The 25897-nt window shown below is 70.1% G+C and carries 22 protein-coding genes and 1 tRNA gene; 14 read left to right on the top strand and 9 right to left on the bottom strand.

Going from position 1 to position 25897, the window contains the following annotated elements:
• The first annotated feature begins 11 nt into the window (after positions 1–11).
• From BLU84_RS12990 to BLU84_RS12980, 3 genes are all read left to right on the top strand, one after another.
• Complete coding sequence (locus BLU84_RS12990; protein ID WP_074867457.1) at positions 12–1604, top strand: peptidoglycan recognition protein family protein; 1593 nt, start codon at positions 12–14, stop codon at positions 1602–1604.
• Between the two features lie 247 nt (positions 1605–1851).
• Positions 1852–2229, top strand: a complete 378-nt coding sequence (locus BLU84_RS12985; protein WP_074867456.1) for a hypothetical protein — start codon at positions 1852–1854, stop codon at positions 2227–2229.
• Between the two features lie 174 nt (positions 2230–2403).
• Positions 2404–2799: a VOC family protein gene (locus BLU84_RS12980; protein ID WP_074867455.1), complete on the top strand. Its 396-nt coding sequence runs from the start codon at positions 2404–2406 to the stop codon at positions 2797–2799.
• A gap of 48 nt (positions 2800–2847) precedes the next feature.
• Here BLU84_RS12980 and BLU84_RS12975 read toward each other — a convergent pair whose 3' ends face one another.
• From BLU84_RS12975 to rnd, 3 genes are all read right to left on the bottom strand, one after another.
• Positions 2848–3762, bottom strand: a complete 915-nt coding sequence (locus tag BLU84_RS12975) for an HNH endonuclease (protein ID WP_211664534.1) — start codon at positions 3760–3762, stop codon at positions 2848–2850.
• A 228-nt stretch (positions 3763–3990) separates the two neighbouring features.
• Positions 3991–4066, bottom strand: a tRNA-Ala gene (locus BLU84_RS12970).
• 100 nt (positions 4067–4166) lie between these two features.
• Complete coding sequence (gene rnd, locus BLU84_RS12965) at positions 4167–5279, bottom strand: ribonuclease D (RefSeq protein WP_074867453.1); 1113 nt, start codon at positions 5277–5279, stop codon at positions 4167–4169.
• Positions 5280–5497: 218 nt separating this feature from the next.
• On the opposite strand from rnd, the gene BLU84_RS12960 reads away from it, so the two are divergent.
• Together BLU84_RS12960 and BLU84_RS12955 are read left to right on the top strand one after the other, a co-directional pair.
• Positions 5498–7345 carry an SUMF1/EgtB/PvdO family nonheme iron enzyme gene (locus tag BLU84_RS12960; protein WP_233431128.1) on the top strand — a complete coding sequence of 616 codons (1848 nt, stop codon included), beginning with the start codon at positions 5498–5500 and terminating at the stop codon, positions 7343–7345.
• 138 nt (positions 7346–7483) lie between these two features.
• On the top strand, positions 7484–8410 hold the full coding sequence (locus tag BLU84_RS12955; RefSeq protein WP_074867452.1) for a M48 family metallopeptidase: 927 nt from the start codon (positions 7484–7486) through the stop codon (positions 8408–8410).
• Positions 8411–8522: 112 nt separating this feature from the next.
• On the opposite strand, the gene phbB (BLU84_RS12950) is transcribed toward BLU84_RS12955, so the two are convergent.
• From phbB (BLU84_RS12950) to gluQRS, 4 genes are all read right to left on the bottom strand, one after another.
• Positions 8523–9263 (bottom strand): acetoacetyl-CoA reductase, encoded by a 741-nt coding sequence (phbB, locus tag BLU84_RS12950; protein WP_074867451.1) that lies wholly within the window; start codon positions 9261–9263, stop codon positions 8523–8525.
• 232 nt (positions 9264–9495) lie between these two features.
• Positions 9496–10008: a polyhydroxyalkanoate synthesis repressor PhaR gene (gene phaR, locus BLU84_RS12945; RefSeq protein WP_074867449.1), complete on the bottom strand. Its 513-nt coding sequence runs from the start codon at positions 10006–10008 to the stop codon at positions 9496–9498.
• A gap of 362 nt (positions 10009–10370) precedes the next feature.
• Complete coding sequence (gene phbB / locus BLU84_RS12940; RefSeq protein ID WP_074867447.1) at positions 10371–11111, bottom strand: beta-ketoacyl-ACP reductase; 741 nt, start codon at positions 11109–11111, stop codon at positions 10371–10373.
• A 43-nt stretch (positions 11112–11154) separates the two neighbouring features.
• Entirely contained in the window at positions 11155–12117 is a 963-nt protein-coding gene (gluQRS, locus tag BLU84_RS12935; protein WP_233431127.1) for a tRNA glutamyl-Q(34) synthetase GluQRS, read from the bottom strand.
• A 174-nt stretch (positions 12118–12291) separates the two neighbouring features.
• Here gluQRS and htpX point away from each other — a divergent pair, with 174 nt between their 5' ends.
• Positions 12292–13206, top strand: coding sequence for a protease HtpX (gene htpX, locus BLU84_RS12930; protein WP_074867445.1), 915 nt, complete (start codon positions 12292–12294; stop codon positions 13204–13206).
• 87 nt (positions 13207–13293) lie between these two features.
• Here htpX and BLU84_RS12925 read toward each other — a convergent pair whose 3' ends face one another.
• Both BLU84_RS12925 and epmB read right to left on the bottom strand, forming a co-directional pair.
• Positions 13294–15384, bottom strand: coding sequence for an EAL domain-containing response regulator (locus tag BLU84_RS12925; protein WP_074867443.1), 2091 nt, complete (start codon positions 15382–15384; stop codon positions 13294–13296).
• A gap of 179 nt (positions 15385–15563) precedes the next feature.
• Complete coding sequence (epmB, locus tag BLU84_RS12920) at positions 15564–16595, bottom strand: EF-P beta-lysylation protein EpmB (protein ID WP_074867441.1); 1032 nt, start codon at positions 16593–16595, stop codon at positions 15564–15566.
• Between the two features lie 243 nt (positions 16596–16838).
• On the opposite strand from epmB, the gene efp reads away from it, so the two are divergent.
• The 8 genes from efp (at position 16839) to BLU84_RS12880 (ending at position 25579) form a co-directional block, all read left to right on the top strand.
• Positions 16839–17405 carry an elongation factor P gene (efp, locus tag BLU84_RS12915; protein ID WP_074867440.1) on the top strand — a complete coding sequence of 189 codons (567 nt, stop codon included), beginning with the start codon at positions 16839–16841 and terminating at the stop codon, positions 17403–17405.
• 413 nt (positions 17406–17818) lie between these two features.
• Positions 17819–19159 carry a TRZ/ATZ family hydrolase gene (locus BLU84_RS12910; RefSeq protein WP_074867438.1) on the top strand — a complete coding sequence of 447 codons (1341 nt, stop codon included), beginning with the start codon at positions 17819–17821 and terminating at the stop codon, positions 19157–19159.
• Positions 19160–19363: 204 nt separating this feature from the next.
• Complete coding sequence (gene ubiG / locus BLU84_RS12905) at positions 19364–20134, top strand: bifunctional 2-polyprenyl-6-hydroxyphenol methylase/3-demethylubiquinol 3-O-methyltransferase UbiG (RefSeq protein WP_074867436.1); 771 nt, start codon at positions 19364–19366, stop codon at positions 20132–20134.
• Positions 20131–20817 (top strand): phosphoglycolate phosphatase, encoded by a 687-nt coding sequence (locus tag BLU84_RS12900; RefSeq protein ID WP_074867433.1) that lies wholly within the window; start codon positions 20131–20133, stop codon positions 20815–20817. The genes ubiG and BLU84_RS12900 overlap by 4 nt, the downstream gene beginning before the upstream one ends.
• Positions 20814–21563, top strand: coding sequence for an isoprenoid biosynthesis enzyme family protein (locus BLU84_RS12895; protein WP_074867928.1), 750 nt, complete (start codon positions 20814–20816; stop codon positions 21561–21563). The genes BLU84_RS12900 and BLU84_RS12895 overlap by 4 nt, the downstream gene beginning before the upstream one ends.
• An 89-nt stretch (positions 21564–21652) precedes the next feature.
• Positions 21653–22588 carry a GTP cyclohydrolase FolE2 gene (gene folE2 / locus BLU84_RS12890; RefSeq protein WP_074867431.1) on the top strand — a complete coding sequence of 312 codons (936 nt, stop codon included), beginning with the start codon at positions 21653–21655 and terminating at the stop codon, positions 22586–22588.
• A gap of 391 nt (positions 22589–22979) precedes the next feature.
• On the top strand, positions 22980–24743 hold the full coding sequence (locus tag BLU84_RS12885; RefSeq protein WP_170849160.1) for a sensor domain-containing diguanylate cyclase: 1764 nt from the start codon (positions 22980–22982) through the stop codon (positions 24741–24743).
• Complete coding sequence (locus BLU84_RS12880; protein WP_074867427.1) at positions 24740–25579, top strand: hypothetical protein; 840 nt, start codon at positions 24740–24742, stop codon at positions 25577–25579. The genes BLU84_RS12885 and BLU84_RS12880 overlap by 4 nt, the downstream gene beginning before the upstream one ends.
• Positions 25580–25897 lie beyond the last annotated feature (318 nt).

Here is a 25897-nt window from a genome sequence, read left to right as displayed (position 1 = left end):
AAGGACTTTCCGTGACCGCATTTTCCAGGACTCTGCTCGCGGCTGCGCTCGCCGTCGCGTGCGCGCCGGCCGCCTATGCCGGCAAACCCGCCGCTGCGCTCGATGCGCTGGCCGATCCGGCGCTGAGCGCGCGCGTGCGCGTCGAACAGGACGCGTTGCGCGCCGAGCGCGCGCAACTGCCGGGCTATTTCCGCCAGGCCTACGCGCGCTATCCGGCGATTCCCGCCGGCACGCTCGAAGCGCTGGCGTATGTCGCCAGCCGCTGGCAGCACCTGCGTCCGAGCACGAGCCAGGAGCACAGCGAAATGCCGCGCGCTTACGGCGTGATGGGCCTCTACCACGGCGAAGGCTTCGCCGATCAGGTCGGCGAGGCCGCGCGTCTGCTCGGCGTATCGCAGTCGCGCATCCTCGCCGAGCCCTCGCTCAACATCCTCGCCGCGGCCGCCTTGCTCGACCGCGAGATCGGCCGCGACGGCGCGCTGCGCAAGCCCGATGCCGAAGCGCTGCGCCCGGCGCTGGAGCGCTACGCCGGTTTCGCTAAACCTGTGGCAGGCGCGGCCAAGAGCGCGGTGGCCGATTACGCGCGCACCAGCTTCGCTTACGACGTGTTGTTGACTCAGGATCGCGGCGTCGAGGAGAGCGGCATCCAGGTGCCCGCGCGCGCGATCGCCTGGGAGCGCGCGTTCGACGCGCCCGCGCTGGTGCGCCTGCGCGCGCCGCTGCTGCGCCTGAACGCCGATGCCGACCGCATCGAGACCGCCGATTACTACGTCGATCCCGATACACAGACGCTGCGCAGCAAGGATCCGAAGCTCGCCACCGCCGCCGCCAGCACCGACTACGCGCCGGCGTTGTGGGCGGCTTCGCCGTACCACTCCGAGCGCACGTCTTACGATTCGGCGACGATCCACACCGTGCAAGGCTCCTACGCCGGCAGCATTTCGTGGTTCCAGAACAATCCCGACCACGTCAGCATCCATTACCTGGTGCGCAGCAGCGACGGCCAGATCACCCAGATGGTGCGCGAGAACCGCGCGGCCCATCACGTGCTCTCGCACAACAAGACCACCTTGGGGATCGAGCACGAAGGCTATGTCGACAACGCGGCCTGGTACACCGCCGCGATGTACAACGCCTCGGCCGGCATCGTCCGCCACTTCTGCGCCAAATACGCGGCGATCAGTTGCTCCAGCGCGTTCCAGGGCCCGGCCGGCAGCGTGGTGCGGGTGTTGCCGGCCAGCGTCAAAGTGAAGGGCCATCAGCACTACAGCGGCAACGACCACACCGATCCGGGCAAGAACTGGGACTGGGCGCGCTATTACAAGCTGCTCAATCCCGGCGGCGGCACGCCGGGCGGCGCGGCGGGCACCGTCGCCACCAACGGCACGCCGCTGAATGTGCGCTCCGGGCCGGGCACCTCGTACTCGGTGGTCGGCACGCTCGCCGACGGCGCCGGCGTGACGATCCAGTGCCAGACCACCGGCACCAGCGTCACCGGCACTTACGGCACCAGCAACCTGTGGAACCGCATCGGCAGCGGGCGCTTCATTCCCGATGCCTACACCTACACCGGCTCGGACGGTCGCGTCGCGCCGGATTGCTGAGCCAACGCCCGCGGCAGCGGTTGCGCCGCATCGTGTCATCGCGTCGAGGTGGGCGGGCGCGGCGGCGGTTCTGCGCCGTCGCGCCCGTTTTTTCGCGGTGAATTTTTCGTATCGAGCGTTCGCGGCTTCATCCGCGTGGGGCGCATGTCTCGCGTTTGACACGCCGCAGTCACGTCGGTCGCGCGACTATGGGTCGAGCTCGGCGGCGCGCGCATCCGCGCTGCGCCGGCCCGGACGGGAGACGAAGATGCGCAACGCACGGCGTTCCCAATCGCAACTCATCGCCATCGGCCAGGACGCGCCGTGGGTGATCGCCAGCCGCCTCGGCGCGCTTTCGCGCGCGGCCTCCGCACCGAGCGCGCGCGATGTCGGCGAACTGCATCGCATGGTCGAGGAGAAATGGCTCGCGCTCGGCGACGGGTGGTGGCAGATGGCGGCGCAGTGGTGGCAGTGGCAGGCCGGCTGGTGGCTGCGTCCGCAACCGTGGCTGGGCCCGATGGGCGACGACCCGCTGCGCTGGTGGCAGGAGTCGATGCGCGCCGGCGACGCGGTGCTGGCCAGCGGCCTGCGGCCGGTGGCGCGAACGGTCGCACGCAACCGGCGGCGGTTGGCCGGGCGGTCCTGATCGCGCGTTCCGGTTGCATGCCCTGACTGCGCCTCTGGCCCGCCCGCCACGCGCGGATCTGCGCACGCGCCGAGCCCGCACACTTCGAAACGATTCGCCACCGGCGCCGCCGCGCCGGCGGGGCTACCCTGGGCACCCGCGATCGCCGCATCGCGTCCGCGCCGAGGCCGCGCCATGCCCGCCCAGGTCTGCCCGTTCCTGATGTTCGCCGGCCGCTGCGAGGCCGCGATGACGCTCTACGTCGCGCTGATCCCCGACAGCCGCATCCTCGACATCCGCCGCTACGGCCCCGGCGAAGCCGGCCCCGAAGGCTCGGTGATGGTCGCCAGCTTCGCCCTGGGCGATCTGACCGTGATGTGCAGCGACAGCCCGGTCCAGCACGCCTTCGACTTCACCCCCTCGAGCTCGCTGTTCGTCACCTGCGAATCGCGCGAACAGTTGGATGAGTTGGCGGAGAAGTTGAGCGAAGGCGGCAAGGTGCTGATGCCGCTGGACAACTATGGCTTCAGCCAGCGGTTCGCCTGGGTGCAGGATCGGTTCGGGGTGTCGTGGCAGCTCAATCTGGATTGAAGCGAGTAGGTTCAATCACGTCGAGAGTCAATCGTAATGAAGCAGCCGTTATACGACTGCTTTCGGTATCTCTCGGACGAGACGATGAATTTTTTCGTACAGAAGATCGATTGCCGCGTGAGCGTCTCGCGCGTAATGCAATCGTCGATGGCAGTTAGGACAAATGGCGATAGCGTTTGACGTTGTGTCCGAGCCTCCGTCGGCAAGTTGTTGTACATGATGAACTTCAAGATAGGGGCCATTGATCGTGTCGAATGGGGCCGGTAGTCGGCAGCATTCGCATATGCCCTTCGCTTGGGTTAAAACCCATGCTTTGACCTCGGGATCTCGGTCGTACTGGGTTACAGCGACCTTCTTCGCGGCCTGGTTTCGATTGCCCTGAGGTTTTTTAATCCCTTGTTTTGTGGCTTTTTGGGCGGCCAACTCGAAAGCGATTATGGGAAGGGAATTATGTCCCTCCAGCTCTGCGACGAGGCTTTCGATCTTGCTCGCGACGCTGATTCCGACGTTTCTAGCTGGGTTGAGCCCTGGCACCCAAGAGCGTCCGAGCAAGGCGAATACGTAGGAGATATTTTGCATTCGATATTCGAATGCCTTCGGAGTTCTGCCGAAGCGCTTTGCCAGCGCCGAGTATATCTGGCGCTTGACGAACGATTCTCCGGTTTTGATCCGGCGCTGCATTTCGAGGTAGGCCTGGACTGAGGCGAGCAGTTCCTCATCCGCCCATGGTTCGTCGTTCGAAGCCGGGTCCCGTTCTCTGGCTTCATGACTGAGCGAACAAGCTGCATTTCGTTCTAGATGCTCAAAATGGGCGCGAGCGTTTCCGCCCGATCTGTGCGGGCGGACGAGTTGGTCGCATTCCAGGCACTTGAATTCGAACAGCGCACCCGACGATTTGATTCGTAGAGCTTCTTCGATATCGATCACGACGCTGCCGAACCTGCAGTTAGTCATCGTTGCCATGGCTTCATCCCCCTGTGTAGCGCGGCCCGGTAGTCCGTCCAAAGGTCTACTTTAGGATGGGGAGGACGTCCTGGACGCCTCGCGAGCCGTAACAGGAGAAGATTTAGGCAGCGGGTTGCCTTTGACCGGCGACTCCGCCCCCAGCGTGCCGGCTTGTCTCGGCTACGTCCTTCGAAACAGCTGCCCAACAAAAAAGCCGACGATCGCTCGTCGGCTTTTTCGTTGATTTGGTGGAGCCAGGGAGGATCGAACTCCCGACCTCGTCATTGCGAACGACGCGCTCTCCCAGCTGAGCTATGGCCCCGGATGAATCCGAGGCGGCAAGTTTAGCGGCACTCGCGCGGCCGCGCTAGCCCTGTCGGGAAAATTCGCGGAACGCCCGCCGCTGCTGCGTTTGCGCGGGCTCAGCCGGCGCTGGCGGGCGGCGCCAGCAGCGGCGCCAGCGCCGGTTCCAGCGCGGTGCGGCGCCAGCCGGACAGGGCGTCGGGCCATTCGCCGTGGTCGAGCAGGGCTTCGAGCCAGCGGCGCGAGGCGAGCACGCCGTCGGGCAGGCCTAGCGCGGCGCTGCGGCCGGCGACGGCGTCCTGCAATTGGCGCAGGCGCTGCTTGTCGCGGGTTTCGGCGATGCCGGCGTCCGGGGCCTGGTCTTCGTCGGCCAGCGGCGCCGACAGTGCGGCCCAGATCGCGTCGACCAGTTTGCGCGGCGCTTTCGGGTGGGCTTCGATCTGGCGCTGCAGCGCGTCGCGGTCGGTCGGGGCCTGGCGGGCGATGGCCACGGCCAGTTCGTTGTCGAGGATCCAACTGCGCGGCTTGTCGCTGTCGCGCGCGTAGCCGTCGCGCCAGCGCAGCAGGCGCAGCAGGCGCTGTTGCGCGGGGCGGTCGAGGAACTGGGCGCTGCGCATCGACAGGTGCGGCCAGCGTTCGGGCGCTTCGTTCTCGGCGTTGACGACGGTGCGCGCGGCGTCTTCGGCCAACCACTCGCGCCGGCCGAGCTGGCCGAGTTGGCCGTCGAGCGCGTCGTGCATGGCGAACAGGTGGCGCACGTCGTCGGCGGCGTATTCCAGCTGCGACGGCGACAGCGGCCGGCGCATCCAGTCCGAGCGGGTCTCGCCCTTGGGCAGGGCCACGCCGGTGAGCTGTTCGACCAGCTTCTGATAGCCCAGGCCGCCGCCGATCCCGGCCAGCGCCGCGGCCTGCTGGGTGTCGAACAAGGGCTTGGGCACCACACCGCAGGCGTGCTTGAACGCGACCAGATCCTCGCTCGGGCTGTGCACCAGCTTGAGGATGCCGGTGTCGGCCAGGATCGGCGCCAGCGCCTGGGTCATGCCCGGGCGCAGCGGATCGACCAGCAGGATGGTCGGCTCGTCCTCGCCGTCGCGCTCGATCGCGATCTGCACCAGGGCCAGCTGCGGCCAGTAGGTGCGTTCGCGGATGAACTCGGTGTCCAGCCCGATGCGCGCGGGCTTGGCTTCGAAATGCGCTTGCAGCGCGGCGGGGGTGTCGATCCAGAGAGGCATGGGCGATGAGCGCAACGTGCGGGCGGGAATGAGCCGGCAGGGCCGGGCGGGCGACAATAGCTCAAATCGCCGGCGCCGGCCGCGACCGGCCGGGAAAGAACGCGAAATCGCGCGATCGCGGCTTTGCCGAATCCTCATTCCCGCGGCGCCGATGCCCGGCGCCGGCCGCCGAGGCGATATGCTGCGCGGGTGTTCGCCTTCCCACCGAGGCCGCAGGTTTGCCCGCAACGAACTGGACCCGCACGCTAGCCCTGGGCCTGGCCTGCGCCGGGCTGCTGGCCGGCTGCGGCGACCGCGGCGGGCCCGCCGGCGCGCCGGTCGCGCCGCGCCAGCCGATCGTGACGGTGAGCGCCGACCAGGCGGTCTCGCCGGTGCCGGCGTGGCGGCCGCCGGCGGTGACGGTGAGCGAGGACACCCAGGCCGGCCTGCGCAAGCGCGCCGACGCCGCGCTCAAGGCCGGCGATCTCTACGCCAGCGCCGATTCGGCGATCCCGCTGTATCTGGCCCTGCGCGGCTTCGCCCCCAACGACCGCGGCGTCGCCGCCGGGCTGGACCGCGCGGTGGCGCTGCTGCTGGCCGAGGGCGACGCCGCGCTCAAGCGCATCGACGATGAGCCGCTGGCCCTGCGCGAGGCGCACCGGGCCGCGGCGGTGGCGCGCGCGGTGGCGCCGGAGCATCGCAAGGTCGAGGCCTTCCTGGAGCGGCTCGACGCCGCCGACCAGGCCCAGGAATCCGACCGCCTCGGCGAGGAGGCGCTCAACGCCGGCCGCATCGGCGAGGACGGCCGCGAGGGCGGGGCGCTGGCGCATTTCCGCGATGCGCTGGAGGTGCGGCCGCGCGATGTGCGCGCCCAGCAAGGCATCGCCGCGGCCGAAAGCGCGCTGATCCGCCGCGCCGAGCTGGCCGCCGACCGCGACGACTACGCCGGCGCCGAGCGCTGGCTGGCCCAGGCCGCGCAGGTGCGGCCGAAGATGGCGACCGCCTCCGACGCCCAGGGCCGCATCGCCGCGCAGCGCCAGGAGCGCATCCGCCGCCTGCGCGACCAAGGCATCGCCCTGCTGCCCAAGCTGCGCGGCATCGACGACGCGCGCGGCGTGCTGGCGACCCTGCTGCGCATCGCCCCGCCCGGCGATCCGGCCGCGGCCGAACTGCGCGAACGCATCGAACTGGCCACCCACTACGGCCTGTTCCGCCCCGGCCAGATCTTCACCGACGCGATGAACCTGGGCGGGCGCGGCCCGCAGATGGTGGTGATTCCGCACGGCGCGTTCCGCATGGGCGCCGAGGCCGGCGAGCCCGGCTCCAGCGACGCCGAGCGGCCGCTGCGCAACATCCGCTTCGAACGCGGGCTGGCGGTGTCGCGCTACGAAATCACCGTCGGCGAGTTCCGCCGTTTCATGAACGCCAGCAAGCACCGCGCCCGCGCCACCCGCCGCGGTTACTCCATCGCCTACGACGAGCGCAGCGGCAACCTGGTCCGGCGCGGCGGCGTGGACTGGCGCTCGGACTACGCCGGCCAGCCGGCCGCCGACAACCTGCCGGTGGTCCATGTCAGCGCCAAGGACGCCACCGCCTACGTCGAATGGCTGTCGGCGATCACAGGCCAGCGCTACCGCCTGCCGAGCGAGGCCGAATACGAGTACGCGCTGCGCGCCGGCAGCCAGGGCCGCTATCCGTGGGGCGACGGCGCGCCGCCGGCGAAGGCCGGCAATCTGACCGGCGCGCTCGACGTCTCGCCCAGCGGCCGGCGTTGGCGCAACGCCTTCGCCGGCTACGGCGACGGCTTCTGGGGGCCGGCGCCGGTGGGCAGCTACGCGGCCAATGCATTCGGCCTTCACGATATGGGCGGCAATGTCAGCGAGTGGGTGGCCGACTGCTGGCACGACAACTACCGGCGCGCGCCGCGCGACGGCGCGGCGTGGTTCAACCCGGGCTGCCGCACGCGGGTGTTCCGCGGCGGCTCGTGGTCGAGCTCGCCGGCGCAATCGCGCGCGGCGTGGCGGCAGGGCACCAGCGCCGACACCACCAACGGACGCTTGGGCTTCCGCGTGGTGCGGGATATCTGATCTGATGTCCGCCTGCGCGCTGCGGCTGCGAAGGTGGAAGCGGCGGGCACGGGACACGGAGTCGGCGAGCTCGCCGGCAGCGTGGTCGGCAGTGGATTTCGCGGACGGCGACGTCCGGCATTTTTCGGGAGCGGGCGGATGAGAGTGGATCCCTACGGCAATCAGGCCCAGGGCGGGCGGCGCGGCTTCGGCGGGTTCCGCTGGTGGATCCTGCTGCTGTTCGGCCTGTACGCGGCGTGGTCGTGGTTCGGCAATGCCAAGACCGATCCCTACACCGGCGAGACCGCGCACTACGGCACCAGCGCCGACGAGGAAGTGCAGCTCGGCGAGCAGGCCTTCGTGCAGGTGCTCAACGACGCCAGCTCGCAGCGCGCGCTGCTGGCCTCCAGCGCGCCGCAGAGCCAGGCGGTCAGCCAGATCGCCCAGCGCCTGATTGACAAGGTGCCGCAGGTCACCGAGGCGCTGGCGCGGCAGAACAACCAGCAAGCGCCGACCGACTACCGCAACTTCAAGTGGAGCGTGGCGGTGATCAATTCGCAGGAGGCCAACGCCTTCTGCCTGCCGGGCGGCAAGATGGCGGTCTACACCGGCCTGTTCCCGGTGACCCAGAACGACGACGCGCTGGCGGTGGTGATGGGCCACGAGATCGCCCACGCGCTGCTGCGCCACGGCTCGCAGCGCATGGCCCAGCAGAAGCTGGTGCAGCTGGGGCAGGTCGCGGCCGGCGCGGCGGTCGGCGGGATGGACCCGCAACAGCAGCAGATGATCATGGGCGCGCTCGGCGCCGGCGCGCAGTACGGCCTGGTGTTGCCGTACGGGCGCAATCACGAGACCCAGGCCGACAAGGTCGGGCTGATGCTGGCCGCGGCGGCGTGCTACGACCCGCGCCAAGCGGTGCCGTTGTGGCAGCGCATGTCGCAGCTCGGCGGCGGCCAGCGCCCGGCGGAATTCGCCTCGACCCACCCGGACCCGGCCAACCGCATCCAGGTGCTGCAGCAGCTGATGCCGACCGCGCTGAAGTTCTACGAGGCCAACTGCGCAAACAAACCGCTGGCGGCGAACTGAGCCGAAGCCCCTGTAGGAGCGGCGCGAGCCGCGACCGCGACATCGCGCCTACGACGCAAGCGAGGTTTCGCAGTCGCGGCTCGCGCCGCTCCTACAGGGAGCCTGCGCAGCATCAGAAGCTCATGAACAACCCGCCGTTGACCGGAATGTTCGCGCCGGTGATGAAGCCGGCCTCGTCCGCGGTCAGGAACTCCACCGTGCGCGCGATCTCGCTCGGCTTGCCCAGCCGTCCCACCGGCACCGATTCGACGATCTTGCTGCGGATCTCCTCCGGCACCGCCATCACCATCGCCGTCTCGCAATAGCCGGGCGAGACCGAATTCACCGTCACGCCCTTGCGCGCCACCTCGCGCGCCAGCGCCATGGTGAAGCCGTGCATGCCGGCCTTGGCCGCGGAATAGTTGGTCTGGCCGAACTGGCCGGTCTGGCCGTTGACCGAGCTGATGTTGACGATGCGGCCGAAGCCGCGTTGCGCCATCGCGTCGACGGTGTGCCGGCACAGGTTGAACACGCCGTCGAGATTGACGTTGAGCACCTCGTCCCAGGCGCGCTTGTCCATCTTGCGCAGGCTGCCGTCGCGGGTGATGCCGGCGGCGTTGACCAGGATGTCGATCGCGCCTTCGCGGCCGACGATGCGTTCCACCGCGGCGGCGCAGTCGTCGAAGTCGCCGACGTCGGCGGCTTCGAAGGCGATGTCGTGGCCTTGGGTCTGCTGCGCGAATTCGGCGACGCGCTGCTCGCGCGCGCCCAGGTCCAGCGCGATCACGCGGCGGCCGGCGCGGGCCAGGGCCAGGCAGATCTCGCTGCCGAGCCCGCCGATGCCGCCGCTGACCACGGCGATGCGTTTGTTCATGCGATTACCTCGAAAACTGGAGCGCGGCGGCGGCGATGCGCGCGGCGCCCGGCGCGTTCGCGGCCGCAGGCGGCCGTGCGTTGCGCGCCGGCGCGGCCGAGCGCGCGAACGGTCGTGCCTGCGGCGATAGTTGCGGTCGTGTGGGTCGTTGCGCGGGCGTCCTCCCCAGGCCGCCTGCGCAGGCGCGCGCCGGCTCGCGGCGCGCGAAGAAAGGTTCGAAACCCGGCGCGGCTCAGCGCTCGCGCTTGCCCGGATCGTGCTTGCCGGGCTCGCTGTTGGCCTTCGGCTTGGGCGTGACCGGTTGGCCGACGCTGCCCGACAGATTCTGCTGGAATTCCTTCCACAGATTGAGGTTGCGCTCGGTCAGCTGGTTCATCATCGCCCACGGCGTCTGCCCGAGCATGCCGCCCATCTGGTTGCGGAACTGCTGCTGCTGGTCGAGGAACAGCTGCATCGAGCGTTCCAGATAGTTGCCCATGAAGCCCTGCAGCGAATCGCCGTAGAAACGGATGATCTGGCTCAGCAACTGGGTCGACAGCACCGGGTCGCCGTCCTGCTCGTGCTCGGCGATGATCTGCAGCAGCACTTGCCGGGTCAGGTCGTCGCCGGAGCGGGCATCGCGCACTTCGAACTCTTCGCCGTCGACGATGAGCTGGCGCACGTCTTCGATGGTGATGTAGCTGGAGATCTCGGTGTCGTAGAGACGACGGTTCGGATATTTCTTGATGACGCGGGTCGAGGCCATTGAGCTTTGGCTCTAAAAATCGTGGTGCCTTGCAGCATGGCGCAGGCCGGCGGGCCTTGCAACAGTTGGCGGGAAGGGCCGGCGGCGGGCGTCGCGGGTGGCCGCGGCGGGCATCGGCGAGGGCGGAAATAATTCCCTGAAAAAAGCGGAAAATGCGCGCACGGCGCGGTCTTGCGGGTGTGTTCGACGGGCGCGCGGGAGGCGATGCGCGGCTCGCGATCAGTGCCGCGACGTGGCCTTCGCCGCGCCCGTTGCGCGAACCGGTGCGCGCGGCGCAAGACCTGAACAGGGAAACCGAAGACGGATGAAGCGGGGTGGCCGGCCGCGGCGCGCGCGGCCGGCCCGCAACGACGGCGCGGCCGTCACCAACCCATGTACTGGCCGCCGTTGGCCGAGAGGTTGGCGCCGGTGATCCAGCCGGCTTCGTCGGGAACGAAGAACGCCACCGCGTAGGCGATCTCCTCGGGCGAACCCAGACGCCCGGTCGGGATCTGCGCGATGATCTTGTTGCGCACGTCCTCGGGCACGGCCATGACCATGTCGGTGGCGATGTAGCCGGGCGAGACCGTATTGACGGTGATGCCGAACTTCGCGTTCTCCTGCGCCAGCGAAATGGTGAAGCCGTGCATGCCGGCCTTGGCCGCGGCGTAGTTGGCCTGGCCGTACTGGCCCTTCTGGCCGTTGATCGAGCTGATCTGCACGATCCGGCCCCACTTGCGATCGCGCATGCCCTCGATCACCGGACGGGTGACGTTGAAGCAGGAGTTGAGGTTGGTGTCGATGACCTCGGTCCACTGCTGCGGCGTCATCCGGTGGAAGGTGGTGTCGCGGGTGATGCCGGCGTTGTTGACCAGGATGTCGACCGGGCCGAGCTGGCGTTCGACCTCGCGCACCAGCGCTTCGGCGTGCGCGGGCGAGGACACGTCGCCGTGGGCGACGGCGACGTCGTAACCCTGATCCTTCATCTGCGCCTGCCAGGCGCGGCCCTTGGCTTCGTCGCGGTAATTGGTCGCGACCTTGTGTCCGAGCTTGGCGAGGCGCTGGACGATCGAGGTGCCGATGCCACCGGTACCGCCGGTGACGAGTGCAACGCGTGACTGCATGCTGAGCTCTCCATGGCCGCAAAAGGGCGGTCGCGTTCCGATTCTAGACAGCATTCGCGCCGGGATCGTTGTGCATCGCGGCGAGACCTGAAGCGGCCTGCGGAATCTGTGCCGGACTGAACGAATCGCGGGCCGCCGCCAACAACTGCATGACAGTTTCCACCGCAACCAGCGCATGCGGATCCTGCCCGAGCGCGGCCCAGGCCGCACGCAGCGCCGGCAGCGGATCGGCCGGATTCAGCGGATGCGCGGCTTCGGACTTGGACAGCTTGCGGCCGTGCGCGTCGAGCAGCAGCGGCAGGTGGGCGTAGCGCGGCGTCGCCAGGCCGAGCGCGCGCTGCAGCAGGATCTGGCGCGGGGTCGAATCGAGCAGGTCGGCGCCGCGGACCACGTCGGTGACGCCTTGGTCGGCATCGTCGACCACCACCGCCAGCTGGTAGGCCCAATGGCCATCGGCGCGGCGCAGGACGAAATCGCCGACTTCGCGCGCCACGTCCTGACGCTGGCGGCCGAGCACGAGGTCGTCGAACTCGACCGGCGCGGCGTCGGCCACGCGCAGCCGCACCGCCGCCTGCGGCGCGGCGTGGCCGGCGCGCGGGCCGTGCGCGACGCAGCGCCGGTGCACGCCGCCGGCAGCGGCCAGGTCGCTGCGGCTGCAATGGCAGACGAAGGCTTTGTTCTGATCGAGCAGGCGTTGCAGCGCGGCTTGGTACAACGCATGGCGCTGGCTTTGTCGGATTACCGGCAGATCGCTGGCGAAACCGAACGCCTCCAGCGCATCGAGCTGGCGCCCGGCGGCGCCGGGAACTTCGCGCGGCGGGTCGAGGTCTTCGATACGTATCAACCATTGTCCGCCGGCGTGACGCGCCAGCAGCCAACTGCCGAACGCGGCCAGCAGCGAACCGGCGTGCAGATCGCCGGTGGGCGAGGGCGCGAAGCGGCCGCGATAGGCGGGCGCCCGATCGCCGTTGCTGTGGCCGTCGATGGAATGTTTATGTCCCGACAATGAACGAAAACCCGTATCGCTGCGGTCGTTGTACGGATTCTCGTTGAATTAACGCGCTCTTCGCCACATTTCCACATCGACGGCGTCGGCCAGGCCGGCGTCGCGCCAGACACGGAGCGTCGAACAGCCAAGGCCGCCGGCGCGCGGCCCAACGCCCATAAAGACGATAAAACCATGTTCAAACGCATAGCCCTGTTCCTCGCCACCAACCTGGCCGTCCTGGTCCTGCTCGGCATCGTGATGTCGGTATTGCAGAACGTGTTCGGCATCCGCCTGGGCAACAACGGCGCGATCCTGGTCATGGCCGCGGTGTTCGGCTTCGGCGGCTCGCTGATCTCGCTGCTGATGTCCAAGTGGGTGGCCAAGAAATCCACCGGCGCCTACGTGATCGAGCAGCCGCGCAACGAGACCGAGCAATGGCTGGTCAGCACGGTGCGCCGCCAGGCCGAGGCCGCCGGCATCGGCATGCCGGAAGTGGCGATCTACGACGCGCCGGAAATCAACGCCTTCGCCACCGGCGCCAACCGCAACAATTCGCTGGTCGCGGTGTCGACCGGCCTGCTCGGGGCGATGACCCGCGACGAGGCCGAGGCGGTGCTGGCGCACGAGGTCAGCCACGTCGCCAACGGCGACATGGTCACCATGGCGCTGATCCAGGGCGTGCTCAACACCTTCGTGCTGGTCGCCGCGCGCATCGTCGGCGGCTGGATCGACGCGATGATGAGCGGCAACCGCGAAGGCGGCGGCCGCGGCCTGTTCTACTTCGTCACCGTGTTCGCGCTCGACATCGTGTTCGGCCTGCTGGCCAGCATGATCGCAATGGCGTTCTCGCGTTACCGCGAGTTCCGCGCCGACGCCGGCGGCGCGCGCCTGGCCGGCCGCGAGAAGATGATCGCCGCGCTCAAGCGCCTTTCGCTGACCTACGGCGAGAGCACCTTGCCGAACCAGGTGCAGGCGTTCGGCATCAGCGGCGCGGTCGGCCACGGCATGGGCAAGCTGATGCGCAGCCACCCGCCGCTGGAGGAGCGCATCCAGGCCCTGATCGACGCCGCGCCCGAGCGCGCCCGCGGTTCGGCCGTGGTTCGCTGAGTCCGGCGCGCGACGCAAACGAAAAGCCCGCCATCCGGCGGGCTTTTTTTGCGCTTGGATTTCGTGAGGCTTGTTCCGACTGCGGCCTTACTGGAAGTCGTAATCCATCTCCGGCCCCGCCGCCGCCAGGAAGTGTCCCTGCGCGTAGTCGATTCCGGCCGCGAACAGCAGGCTCATGCTGGCCGCGTCCTGGACGAATTCGGCGATGGTCTGGCGGCCCAGCTCGCGCGCCTTTTCGGCGATCTCGCGGATGCGCTGCTGGTGGTCGGGGTGGGTGGCCAGCTCTTCGGTGTAGCCGCGGTCGATCTTGAGGAAGGCCGCGTCGAAGTGGTTGAGCAACTGGAACGAGTTGAGGCCGGCGCCGAACTGTTCCAGGCCCACGCGCACGCCGTAGTGGTAGACCCGCGACTGGAACTCCTGCGCCGCGCGCAGGTTGGTGAACACCTTCGACTCGGGCAGTTGCAGCACCAGCAGCTTGCCGTCGGCGCCGTGCTTGGCCAGTTGCTCGACGATGTGTTGTTGCAGGCTCTCGTCCTGCAGCGAAGCCTGGGTGATCTTGACCAGCAAGGTGGTGCGCTTGCCCTGGCGCATGCGCTCGCCGATGACCTGGATCGCCTTGCCGACCACCCAGCGGTCGATTTCCCACAGCAGGCCGTGTTCCTCGGCGACCTGCAGGAACGACAGCGGCTGGACCAGCTCGCTGCCGTCGTCCGGGCCGGCGCTCTGCATGCGCAGGTAGGCCTCGTACATCTCGATCGGCTCGCCGTGCAGGTTGATCAGCGGCTGGTAGTTCATGACGAAGCGGTCGGCGTCGAGCGCGTCGCGGATGCGCGCGACCCAGGCGGCGATGCGCTCTTCCTCGGCGCGGTCGGCCGCGCCCGGGTCGAACAGTTCGCTGCGGTTGCCGCCGATGTCGATCGCCGACTGCAGACACTGGCTGGCCTTGCCCAGCACCGCGGTGACGCTGGCGATCTTCTCGCCGATCTGCACGCCGCCGACGCTGGCGGTGGCGCTCAGGGCGAGATGGTCGGTCTCCAACACGCGCTCGGAGAAGGCCGCGCGCAGGCGCTCGGCCAGGGCCGAGGTGTGCTGGTGGTCGCTGCGCAGGGTCAGCACCGCGAACTGGTGCTCGCTGAAGCGCGCGGCGATGTCGTCCGGGCCGATCGCCTCGCGCAGGCGCTGGCCGCAGGCGGCGACCAACTGGTCGGCCTGGTCCAGGCCGATTTCCTGCAGCAACTGGTTGTAATGGTCCGGCTCGACCAGCAGCAGGCCGTGATGGGCCTGACCCTGGGCGGCGTCGGCCACCGCGTCCTCGAGCTGGCGCAGGAAGGTGGCGCGGTTGAGCAGCCCGGTGACCTGGTCGCGCTGGCGCAGCGCTTCGACTTCGCGCGCCAGTTCCGGGTCGATCTCCTGCCGGCGCAGCACCACCTGCAGGCAGTGCTCGCCTTCGTAGGTGGCGGGGGTGAACTCCATAACCGCCGGAAAGGCGTTGCCGTCGAGGGTGCGGGCCTGGGTTTCGTAGCTCGGCGGCGGCGCCTCGCCCTTGCTGAGCTGCTTGAGCAGTTGCTTGAAGCCGTCGACCTGGCCGGGCGCGACCAGGTCGAGCAGGGACATGCCCTCGATGTCCTCGAACGACTCGAAGCCGAACATTTCCAGGTAGGCCGCGTTGGCGCGGATGTGCATGCCTTCGTGGATGTAGGCGATGGGGTCGCGCGAGGAGTCGATCAGCGCGTCGCAGCGGCGCTCGGTCTCGCGCACCTGGGCCTCGAGCTTGCGCAGCGAGCGGCGCGCTTCCAGGTCGGCCCATTCGGCGCGGACCCGGTTCTGCAGGTGGCCGGTGTTGGAGCGCAGGACGATGCCGCGCGCGCCGATCTCCATGACCCCGAGCAGGGCGGTCTCGTCGACCGCTTCCATCATCACCAGCACCGGCAGGTCCTTGCCGCTGGCGTCGACCGCCTGCATCAGCCTGGCCAGCGAGACGTGGCGCGAGTTGCGCGCGGCCAGGACCAGGTCCGGCGGGTGCTGCAGGATCAGCGCGGCCAGTTCCTGTTCGCTCTCAGGGCGGGTGGGCCGTACCGCGATGCCGCTGTTGCGCAGCGCGCTGACGATGGCTTCGGCCGCCTCGACGCTGTCGTCGACGATCAGCAAGCGCAGCACCATGTCTTTGCCGAATTGCATTCACCACCTCCGTGGGCCGGTTTTATGACACGAAGCGCCGGCCTCGTCCACGCGGGGACGAGAATCTGTGACCCGTTTTAGGGTTCGAACACGCCACGGATGCGAAGCTGGCGGACTTTGCGCGAACGCAAAGCCGCAACCTGCGGCGTTCCCCATCAAACCCCAACCAGATTACAACCTTACAACGGACGCTTGCCCGGGTCGCCTGCCACTTCGCGCACCAGCTTGGGCACCAGATAGCCCGACAGGCGCGCGGCCAGGGCGCGGTGCAGCGCGAGCGCTTGTTCGTCGGCGACTTCGAAGTGGGCCGCGCCCTGCACGCGGTCGAGCTGGTGCAGGTAGTAGGGCAGCACGCCGGCGGCATAGCTGCGTTCGCTCAGCGCGGCCAGCGCCTCGACGCTGTCGTTGACCCCGCGCAGCAGCACCGCCTGGTTGAGCAAGCTGGCGCCGGCCTCGCGCAGGCGCCGCATCGCCGCGTCCACGGCGGCATCGAATTCGCGGGCGTGGTTGGCGTGCAGCACCACCGCCACCGGCCACGGCAGCGCCGCTAACCACTCGGTCAGGGCCGCGTCGACGCGCTCGGGCAGCACCACCGGCAGACGGGTGTGCACGCGCAAACGCTTGAGCTGGGGCACGCCTTTCAGGGCGTCGGTGAGCTCGGCCAGCTTGGGCGTGGCCAGCGACCACGGGTCGCCGCCGGACAGGATCACCTCGTCGATGTCCGGGTCGGCGGCGATCGCCGCCACCGCCTCGCGCCAGCCGGCCGCGGCCGCGGTCTCTTCGGCGTAGGGGAAGTGACGGCGGAAGCAGTAACGGCAGTTGATCGCGCAGCTGCCGGTGGCGATCAGCAGGGCGCGGCCGCGGTACTTGCGGATCACCCCGTGGCCGGCCTTGGCCGCGCCGTCGCCGACCGCGTCCAGGCTGAAGCCCGGCATCGGGCGCATTTCCGCGTCCAGCGGCAGCACCTGGCGCAGCAACGGGTCGGCCGGATCGCCGTGGCGCATGCGCGCGACGAAGCCGCGCGGCACCCGCAGAGGGAACTGCGCGGCGGCGGCGTCCGACATGCCCAGCGCGTCCGGGTCCAGGCCGAGCAGGCCCAGCAGCTCGCGCGGATCGCGCACCGCCTCGCGCCACAGCGCCTGCCAGCGCGGCGGCGCGTCGCCCCCCTGGGAGGGGGCCGGGTGCGAGAGGGGATGCGCAGCAGGTATCATGCGGGGCTAGCCTTCAGGGTTCCGATCGCGGCGCCCGGGTTCCGGAGCGGCGGTTCGCCGCGGACGGGGCCGGCGCAGCCCGACATTCTAGCCTTCCCCGCGCCGCCCGGCGGCCGCGGGAGCCCGCCCGGTTCCGGGCGCGGCCGGCAGGGGAGCGCGACGGCGGCGGACGCCCGCGGCCTGCGGCTGCGGCGGACGGAACCTCATTCATCGACAAATACAACATTGGTAGGGAGTTTGAGCATGGCCACCCTTGGCATGAACGACGTGAAGAACGGTCAGAAGATCCTGGTCAACAACGATCCGTGCATCATCACCGAGACCGAGTACGTCAAGCCGGGCAAGGGCCAGGCGTTCACCCGCGTCAAGTACCGCAGCATCAAGTCCGGCCGCGTGGTCGAAATGACCATGAAGGCGACCGACAGCGTCGAGCAGGCGGATGTGGTCGATACCGACATGCAGTACCTGTATTCCGACGGCGAGTACTGGCACTTCATGAACCAGGAATCGTTCGAGCAGGTCCAGGCCGACAAGGCCGGCATGGCCGGCGCCGAGAAGTGGCTCAAGGGCGAGGAAGAGTGCGTGGTGACGCTGTGGAACGGCACCCCGATCTCGGTCCAGCCGCCGAACTTCGTCGAGCTCAAGATCGTGGAAACCGATCCGGGCGTGCGCGGCGACACCTCCGGCGGCGGCGGCAAGCCGGCGACCCTGGAAACCGGTGCGGTGGTGCGCGTGCCGCTGTTCGTGGGCCAGGAAGAAACCATCAAGGTCGACACCCGTTCGGGCGAGTACGTCAGCCGGGTGAAGTGACGCATCGGCCCGTGGCCGCTATCGGCGGCCACGGCTTTGCCGGATCGTCGTCCTGGCGAAAGCCAGGATCCATTTTGCTTTTGCGGTTGCTTCGGCCGCTGTAGCGCTCAAGCAAGAAAAGCCACGGCAAAATGGATTCCGGCTTTCGCCGGAACGACGGTGTCGAAACGGGCGCCGGGCAGCACGTTGCGGCGAACCAGCGGATTTCCAGGCGCCGCGGCGCTTGAGCTACCCGCTCCCGCAGCGCGCGCCGAGCCGCAACACCCGAGGCGACACCCAGAACGCGGCCGGCACCTGTGGCCGCGTTTTCGCAACACGTTCCGCAACACGCTTGGCAACACCCGGCCGGCCCGGCCACGGGGCGGCGTCCCCCTTGCGGCCCGAACACCGGCCCACACCAGCGAGCAGCGCCGATGACCTCCGAACTCCAGCCCGTTCCCTGCGACCTGTCCATCGAAGCGGGCTGGGTGGTGCCGGTCGAGCCGCATGCGGTGGTGCTGGAGAACCACGCGGTGATCGTCAGCAAGGGCGTCATCGCCGATGTGCTGCCGATCGCCCAGGCGCGCCAGCGCTACGCCGCGGCGCAGACTGTCAGCCGCCCCGAATCGGCGCTGATCCCCGGCCTGGTCAACGCCCACACCCACAACCCGATGACCCTGCTGCGCGGCGTCGCCGACGACCTGCCGCTGATGGAATGGCTGCAAGGCCACATCTGGCCGGTCGAAGCGGCGGTGATCGGCCCGCAGTTCGTCGAGGACGGCATCGCCCTGGCGATCGCCGAGATGCTGCGCGGCGGCACCACCTGCGCCAACGAGAACTACTTCTTCCCCGACGTGCAGGCCGCGGTGTACAAGCGTCACGGCTTCCGCGCCCGGGTCGGCCTGCCGGTGATCGATTTCCCCACCGCCTGGGCCAAGACCTCCGACGAATATTTCGACCGCGCCGGCGAAGTGCACGACCTGTGGCGCGACGACGCGCTGGTCGCGACCGCGTTCGCGCCGCACGCGCCGTACACGGTCAGCGACGCGAATTTCGAGCGCATCCGCATGCTCGCCGATCAGCTGGATCTGCCGATCCATCTGCATACCCACGAGACCGCGCAGGAAATCGCCGATTCGATCAAGCAATACGGCCAGCGCCCGTTGGCGCGGCTGGATCGCCTGGGCCTGGTCACCGACCGCCTGATCGCGGTGCACATGACCCAGCTCACCGACGCCGAGATCGAGCTGTGCGCGCAGCGCGGCGTCAGCGTGGTGCATTGCCCCGAATCCAACCTCAAGCTGGCCTCGGGCTTCTGCCCGGCCTGCAAGCTGCAGCACGCCGGCGTGAACCTGGCGATCGGCACCGACGGCTGCGCCAGCAACAACGACCTGGACATGTTCGGCGAAACCCGCACCGCGGCGATCCTGGCCAAGGCGGTGGCCAACGACGCCAAGGCGCTCGACGCCTTCAGCGCGCTGCGCGCGGCGACGCTGGGCGGCGCCAAGGCGCTGGGCTTCGAGGCCAAGGTCGGCTCGATCGAAGTCGGCAAGCAGGCCGACCTGGCCTGCGTCGACCTCGGCCAGCTGGAGACCCAGCCGCTGCACCACGTGGTCTCGCAACTGATCTACGCCACCGGCCGCCATCAGGTCAGCGATGTGTGGATCGCCGGCAAGGCCAAGCTGCGCGAGCGCGTGCTGGTGGACATGGACACCGCCGCGCTGATCGCCAACGCGCGCCAGTGGCGCGAGCGCATCGCCGCGATCGCGCGCTGAGCGCGGCCGCGCGCACCGCAGCGGCGATCCGCGACGACCCGCACGCCCCGCGACGCTGCGACGCTGCGACGCAGGGCATTCACGCAGACGGCGGCGGACCTGCTTCAGACTAGACAAGCAACACGCCAGGCACGCAACCCGTCACGCACGCAGCACACCGGCCGCCCGCATCGCGCGCGCGGCCACCGAACCGGCAGGCAGGCAATGAGCAGCGCAGCAAGCAACGCATCGCACGACACCGGCGCCCCGGCGGGCGGCGACAACTTCAGCCAGGCCGAGCTCGACAAGTTCGGCGCCCTGGCCAACCGCTGGTGGGATCCGCAGGGGCCGCAGAAGCCGCTGCACGCGCTCAACCCGGTGCGGCTGGACTACGTCGCCCGGCGCGCACCGCTGCGCGAGGCGCTGGCGCTGGACGTGGGCTGCGGCGGCGGGCTGCTGAGCGAGGCGCTGGCCGCGTCCGGCGCCCAGGTCACCGCGATCGATCTGGCCCCGGAGCTGATCAAGGTCGCCAAGCTGCACCGCCTGGAAACCAGCGTCGCCGTCGATTACCGGCTGCAGTCGGTGGAGTCGCTGGCGCAGGAGATGCCGGCGCGCTTCGACGTGGTCACTTGCATGGAAATGCTCGAGCACGTGCCCGACCCGGGCGCGATCGTGCGCGCCTGCGCGAGCCTGCTCAAGCCCGGCGGCCGCTTGTTCCTGTCGACCTTGAACCGCACCCCGGCCGCGTTCGCGCTGGCCATCGTCGGCGCCGAGTACGTCGCCCGGTTGCTGCCCAAGGGCACCCACCAATACCGCGATTTCATCAAGCCGTCCGAGCTGGCCGCCTGGCTGCGCGAGGCCGGCCTGCACCTGGAAGACGTCAGCGGCCTGATGTACGAGCCCTGGCGCAACGGCGCGCGCATCGTCCCGCGCGCCGACGTCAACTATCTGGCCTGCGCGCTCAAGCCTGCCGACGCGCAGGACGCGTCGGCATGAGCGCGGCGCCAGCCGCGGCCTTTCCCAAGGCCGCGCTGTTCGACCTCGACGGCACCTTGCTCGACAGCGCCCCGGACATGCTCGCCACCGCCAATGCCATGCGCGCCGCACGCGGCCGCGGGCCGATGCCGCTGGAGGCGCTGCGTCCGCACGTGTCCAAGGGCGCGCGGGCGATGCTCGGCGCGGCCTTCGCCGATGTCGAGGCGGCCGAACGCGAAGCCTGGGTGCCCGAATTCCTCGCCATCTACGAGCGCGAGCTCGGCCTGCACGGCGCGCCGTTTCCCGGCGTGGAAGCGATGCTGGCGGCGCTGGAAGCCGCGGGCACGCCGTGGGGCATCGTCACCAACAAACCCGAATACCTGGCGCGCAAGCTGATGCCGCTGCTGGGCTGGGAAAGCCGCTGCGCGGTGCTGATCGGCGGCGACACCCTGGCCGCGCGCAAGCCCGATCCGCTGCCGCTGACGGTCGCGGCGCAGCGCATCGGCGTCGAGCCCGGCGCCTGCGCCTACGTCGGCGACGACGAGCGCGACATCCTCGCCGCGCGCGCCGCCGGCATGCCGTCGGTGGTGGCGCTGTGGGGCTACCGCCTGGAACTGGACGACCCGATCGCCTGGCAAGGCGACGTGCTGGTCGACGACCCGGCCGCGCTGGCCGCGGCGGACGCATGGCCGGCGACACGATGAACGCCGCCCCGGCCGCCGACGCCGTCCCGCAGGAGCAGGCGCTGCAGGACTTCGCCGGCAAATGGCGGGCGCGCTGGCCGGAGTGGTCGGTGGCCGAAGTGTTCGTGCCGCGCGCCCAGCGCGGCGCTGCGGTGGCCTGGGCGGCGCTGCAGCAGGAACTGACCGACGCCGCCTGGGGCGGCAGCGACGCGCTGCCCGGCGAGGCCAAGCTCGGCTGGTGGATGGAAGAACTCAAAGGCTGGCGCGAAGGCCGCCGCCGGCATCCGCTGGGGCTGGCCCTGCAGCGCCAGAGCGCGCCGTGGGCGGCGCTGGCCGCGGCCCTGCCGGGCCTGCGCGACAGCCGCGAGCGCCCCGGCGACCGCAACGAAGCCTTCGACGGCCTGCTGCCGCTGGCCCAGGCCTGCGCCGCGATCGACGCGGCCCTGTTCGACCCGGTGCCCGGGCAGTTGCCCGAGGCGGCGGTGCCGGCGATCCAGTCCTCGCTGCTGGAGGCCCGGCTGGTGCTGCAGGGCGACGCCGCGGTGCCGCTGAGCGTGGTCGCCCGCGCGATGGCGCGGCCGGGCGAGGGCGCGGCGGTGGAATGGAGCCGCGAGCTGCTGGCGCAGTGGCCCGAGCGCTTCGGCGCGACCGTGCCGCGGCGGCTGTGGACCGCGTTGGCCCATACCCGCCTGCAGCGCGGCGACGCGGCCCGGCCGCTGTCGCCGTGGACCGCGCTGCTGGCGGCCTGGCGCGGCGCCCGCAACTGAGCGTTGCAGGGCGGGGCCGGGGCAGGGCGGGCCGGCCCCGGTAGAATGGCGCCGTTGCGTATCCCCCACGCGCCCCCACTTTCAGCGTCGTGAACACTCCTTTCGTACCCTCCCGCTCCAGCCTGCCCGATGTCGCCTTCGATGCCGCCGCCGCGGCGCGTCCGCTCGACTGGGTCGGCATGTCCCATATCGCGTTGCCGCTGCGCATCGCCGGCGCCGACGGCGCCGCGATCCAGGTGCCGGCCTCGGTCGACGTCTCGGTCAACCTGCGCGACGCCAACGCGCGCGGCATCCACATGTCGCGCATGTACCTGCACCTGCAGAACGCCTTCGCCAGCGAAACGGTCACCCCGGCCGGCCTGCGCCGGGTGCTGCAGAGCCTGATCGAAGGCCAGGGCGGCATTTCCAGCGCCGCGCGCCTGGTGCTGCGCTACGAGCAGTTGCTGCTGCGTCCGGCCCTGGCCAGCGACAACGCTGGGTGGAAGCGCTATCCGGTCGAGATCGATGCGCGCCTGGTCGACGGCCACCTGCACCTGGGCCTGCGCTTCGCGGTCGAATACTCCAGCACCTGTCCGGCTTCGGCGGCGCTGTCGCGCCAGCTCAACGCCGAGCGCTTCGCCGCCGATTTCGCCGCCGCCCATCCGCTGTCCACCGCCGTGGTCAGCGACTGGCTGGCCTCCGAGCGCGGCCTGGCCGCGACCCCGCACGCCCAGCGCAGCCGCGCCGACGTGCGCGTGGAGCTGCGTCCGGCCTTCGACGAACTGCCGCTGGTGGCGCTGATCGACGCGCTGGAAACCGCGCTCGCCACCCCGGTGCAGACCGCGGTCAAGCGCGAGGACGAGCAGGCCTTCGCCCGCCTCAACGCCGAAAACCTGATGTTCTGCGAAGACGCCGCGCGCCGGGTCGCCGCGGCGTTGTCGGCCGATCCGCGGATCGAGCGCTTCGACGCCGAAGTGGCGCACTTCGAAAGCCTGCACGCGCACGACGCGGTCGCCCGCGTGACCGGGCAGGGCGCGCGCGAGTAAGCCGCGCGGTGTGACCCCAGCGATGTGACCTGGGTGGCCGGGTTCGGCCGCTTCGGGCCGTATTCGGCGGCATTTTGCCGCTTTGGCGATGCCGGCCGCGTGCGCCGGCGCGTCGCCGCGGCATCCGTGGCGCTGCCTCGGCGCCACCCATTCGACGCTTCGCCACTGTCGTTTTTGTCGGCAGCGCCATCACGCTGCGCCGGTGTAGGATCGCCCCGGACCGCCATCGAGGCCGGCCGCCAATGGGGGCGGTGCGCCCGCAATCGCGCGGTCGGGCATGGAGGCGTGTGCGTCGGCACAATTTCAAGGTGGAAACCGTGATGGCACCCTGCACCGGATACCGGCCCCCTTGGGCTATGCTCGGCACAGCAGACTGGTGACCGGAAGGGGCATGGGGACACCCTGGCGTGGAAGCTGGCGCGGCTGGTTGGCCGTGCTCGCGTTGTGGGCGGTGGCGGCGATAGCGTCGGCGCAGCCTCTGGCCCTGCCCTCCGTCGCCCTCGGCGCCGCGCAGCAGGCGCAGCGCGACCCTTACGATCCCACTGGTTTCCATGCGCCGTCGCTGAGCCTGTCGCGGCTGGTGCAGGGCGATCCGGTGCCGGCGCGGGTGCTGTCGGGCGAATTCGACAACCGCTTCGAGGCCGTGTCCGGCCAGCAGGTGTGGGCGCCCAAGGGCGGCCCGGCGTGGTGGCGGGTGGTGGTCAACGAAGACGTCGATGCGGCGGTCGCGCCGCAACTGACCATCGACCGGCCCTCGCGCCGCGAGATCGAGCTATGGCGGCCGGGCGACGAGCTGCCGCTGCGCCGCGCCATCTACGGCCCGGACATCGACCTCAACCATTCCACCCGCATGATCGTGTTCCCGCTGCCCAAGGGGCTGCACAAGGGCGACACGCTGTACCTGCGCATGCTCGCGGCCGACTTGATGCAGTCGCGGGTCGAGATCGAGCCGCTGGCGATGGTCCAGCGCGAGGACATGATGCACGTCGGCCTGCGCAGCGTGGTGCTGACCGCGATGGGCGTGGTCGCGGTGCTGGCGTTCGGCTTCTGGATCGGCCTGCGCGAGCGCGGCTACGCCTATCTGGGCCTGACCCTGATCCTGCAGATCCTGACCCTGACCTCCGACGGCGGCGAGATGCGGGTGGTGCCGTGGCTCAACGAGATCGCGCCGGACGCGCGCACGAATATCGTGCTCAACACCGCGGCGGTGCTGGCGAGCATCCGCTTCCTGATCTTCTTCCTCGGCCTGCGCGCGACCCAGCCGCGGATCTCGCGCCTGCTGGACTGGTGCAGCTACTCGCTCGGCGGCCTGATCCTGGTCACCTTGTTCCGCACCTGGAAGTACAGCGCGCTGTTCGGCAACCTCAATCTGTTGGTGGTGGTCGCGCTGATCCTGTACGCGACCGTGGTGGCGGTGTGGCGGCGCCAGCGCGAAGCCTATTTCCTGCTGCTGGCATGGCTGCCGTTGATGGCGCTGCTGGTGGTCCTGGTCGGCGCCAACCATCAGTGGTGGCCGGAGTTCAGCTGGCTCGAATACACCTTCCCGGTCGGCCTGGCCTTCGGCGGGCTGGGCCTGCTGCTGGGCTTGACCTCCAAGCTGCAGCAGCTGCGCCGCGACCGCGACACCGCCAACCGCCTGGCCACCTACGACAGCCTGACCGGGGCGATGACCCGCGCGGCGATCTCGCAGAGCCTGCGCAGCGCGGTGGAAAGCGCGCACCGCTCGCACCGGCCGCTGTCGGTGGTGTTCTTCGACATCGACCACTTCAAGCGCATCAACGACGAACACGGCCACCGGGTCGGCGACGAGACCTTGCGCATCGTCGCCCTGCGCACCCGCAACCGGCTGCGCGCCTACGACCTGTTCGGCCGCTACGGCGGCGACGAAGTGCTGGTGGTGCTGGCCGACACCTATCTGCGCGATGCGGTGCGGGTGGCCGAACATTTGCGCGACTCGGTCAGCGGCAGCCCGCTGTCGATCGACGGCCGCCTGCTGCCGGTGAGCCTGAGCCTGGGCGTGGCCGAACTGCTGCCCAACGAGACGCCGGAGCAGTTGCTCGAGCGCGCCGACGCGGCGCTGTACGCGAGCAAATCCGCCGGCCGCGACCGGGTCACCGCGCACGGCGCGGAAACCGCGCCCGAGGTGGTCTCGTGACCCCCGAGGGCGGCGCGGCGCCGGCGCAACTGCGCACCGGCGACGTGCTGCTGCTGCGCGCGCGCGGGCCGCTGGCGGCGCTGACCGCCTGGTTCGGCGAGAGCCGCTTCGACCACGTCGCCCTGGTCGGCCGCGCCGGCTATCTGATCGAAACCGGGCCCGGCGGAGTGATCGAACGTCCGCTCGCCGAACGTCTGGCCGACCCGGCGCTGCAGGACGCGCAGGCGCGCCGGCCGCTGGTGGCCGCGCGTCCGCTGCAGGATCCCGACCGCATCGCCGTGCTCGCCCATGCGTTGTCGTTGCGCCGGCCGGCGTTTTCCGGCGACCCGCTGGCCGCGCTCGGCCGCGCCGCCGCGCTGCGCGACCGCACGCTGCCCGACTCGGCGCCGTTGCGCGCGGTGCTGCGCGAAGCCTTGCTGCACGCCGCCGCCGACGGCCCCGGCGCGATGAGCGCGAGCGAGTTCGTCTACCGCTGCTTCGCCGAAAACCCCGCGCAACCGCGCGGCCGCCTGGCCCCGAGCCTGCCGGCCGCGACGCCGCCGGCCTTGCCGTTCCCCGAACTGGACTGGCCGGCCTTGTGGCTGCAGATCGGCGCCTGGCTGCGCCCCTCGCGGCGCGACGCGCTGGGGCTGACCGCCGACGACGCGCTCGCCGCCGGCCTGCACGCCGACGCCGAAGAACTCGAACAAGCCCAGACCCAAGCGCGCCAACGCCTGGGCCTGATGGAACGCGGCAACGCCCTGCTGGCGCTGGCCGGCCCGCGCCTGCCCAACCCCAAATGCGTGCGCCTGCGCGAACTGGAACTGTCGCCCTCGCTGCAGCCGCTGGCGCTGTAGTCGCGATTGCGTCGACGCAACTGCGATGGCGCGGCGGTTGGGCATGCGCGGTTTCGCCGCGACCTGTAACCCCGCAGTCGCGGCTCGCGCCGCTCCTACAGGTAGATCGCAACCATCAACCGCCCCCTGTAGGAGCGGCGCAAGCCGCGACCGCGGCAATGCAATTACGACGAACGCAACCCGCAGCCAGCATTGCGGCCGGGCGCGCGCACGATTTTGCCGCGACCTGATGCCCCGCAGCCGCGGCTCGCGCCGCTCCTACAGGCAGATCGCAACCACCAACCGCTCCCTGTAGGAGCGGCGCAAGCCGCGACCGCG

It is taken from the genome of Lysobacter enzymogenes (assembly GCF_900106525.1).
Classification (GTDB): Bacteria; Pseudomonadota; Gammaproteobacteria; order Xanthomonadales; family Xanthomonadaceae; genus Lysobacter; species Lysobacter enzymogenes.
The sequence above is the reverse complement of the archived record's forward strand: the minus strand, read 5'-3'. Positions and strand labels throughout refer to the sequence as shown.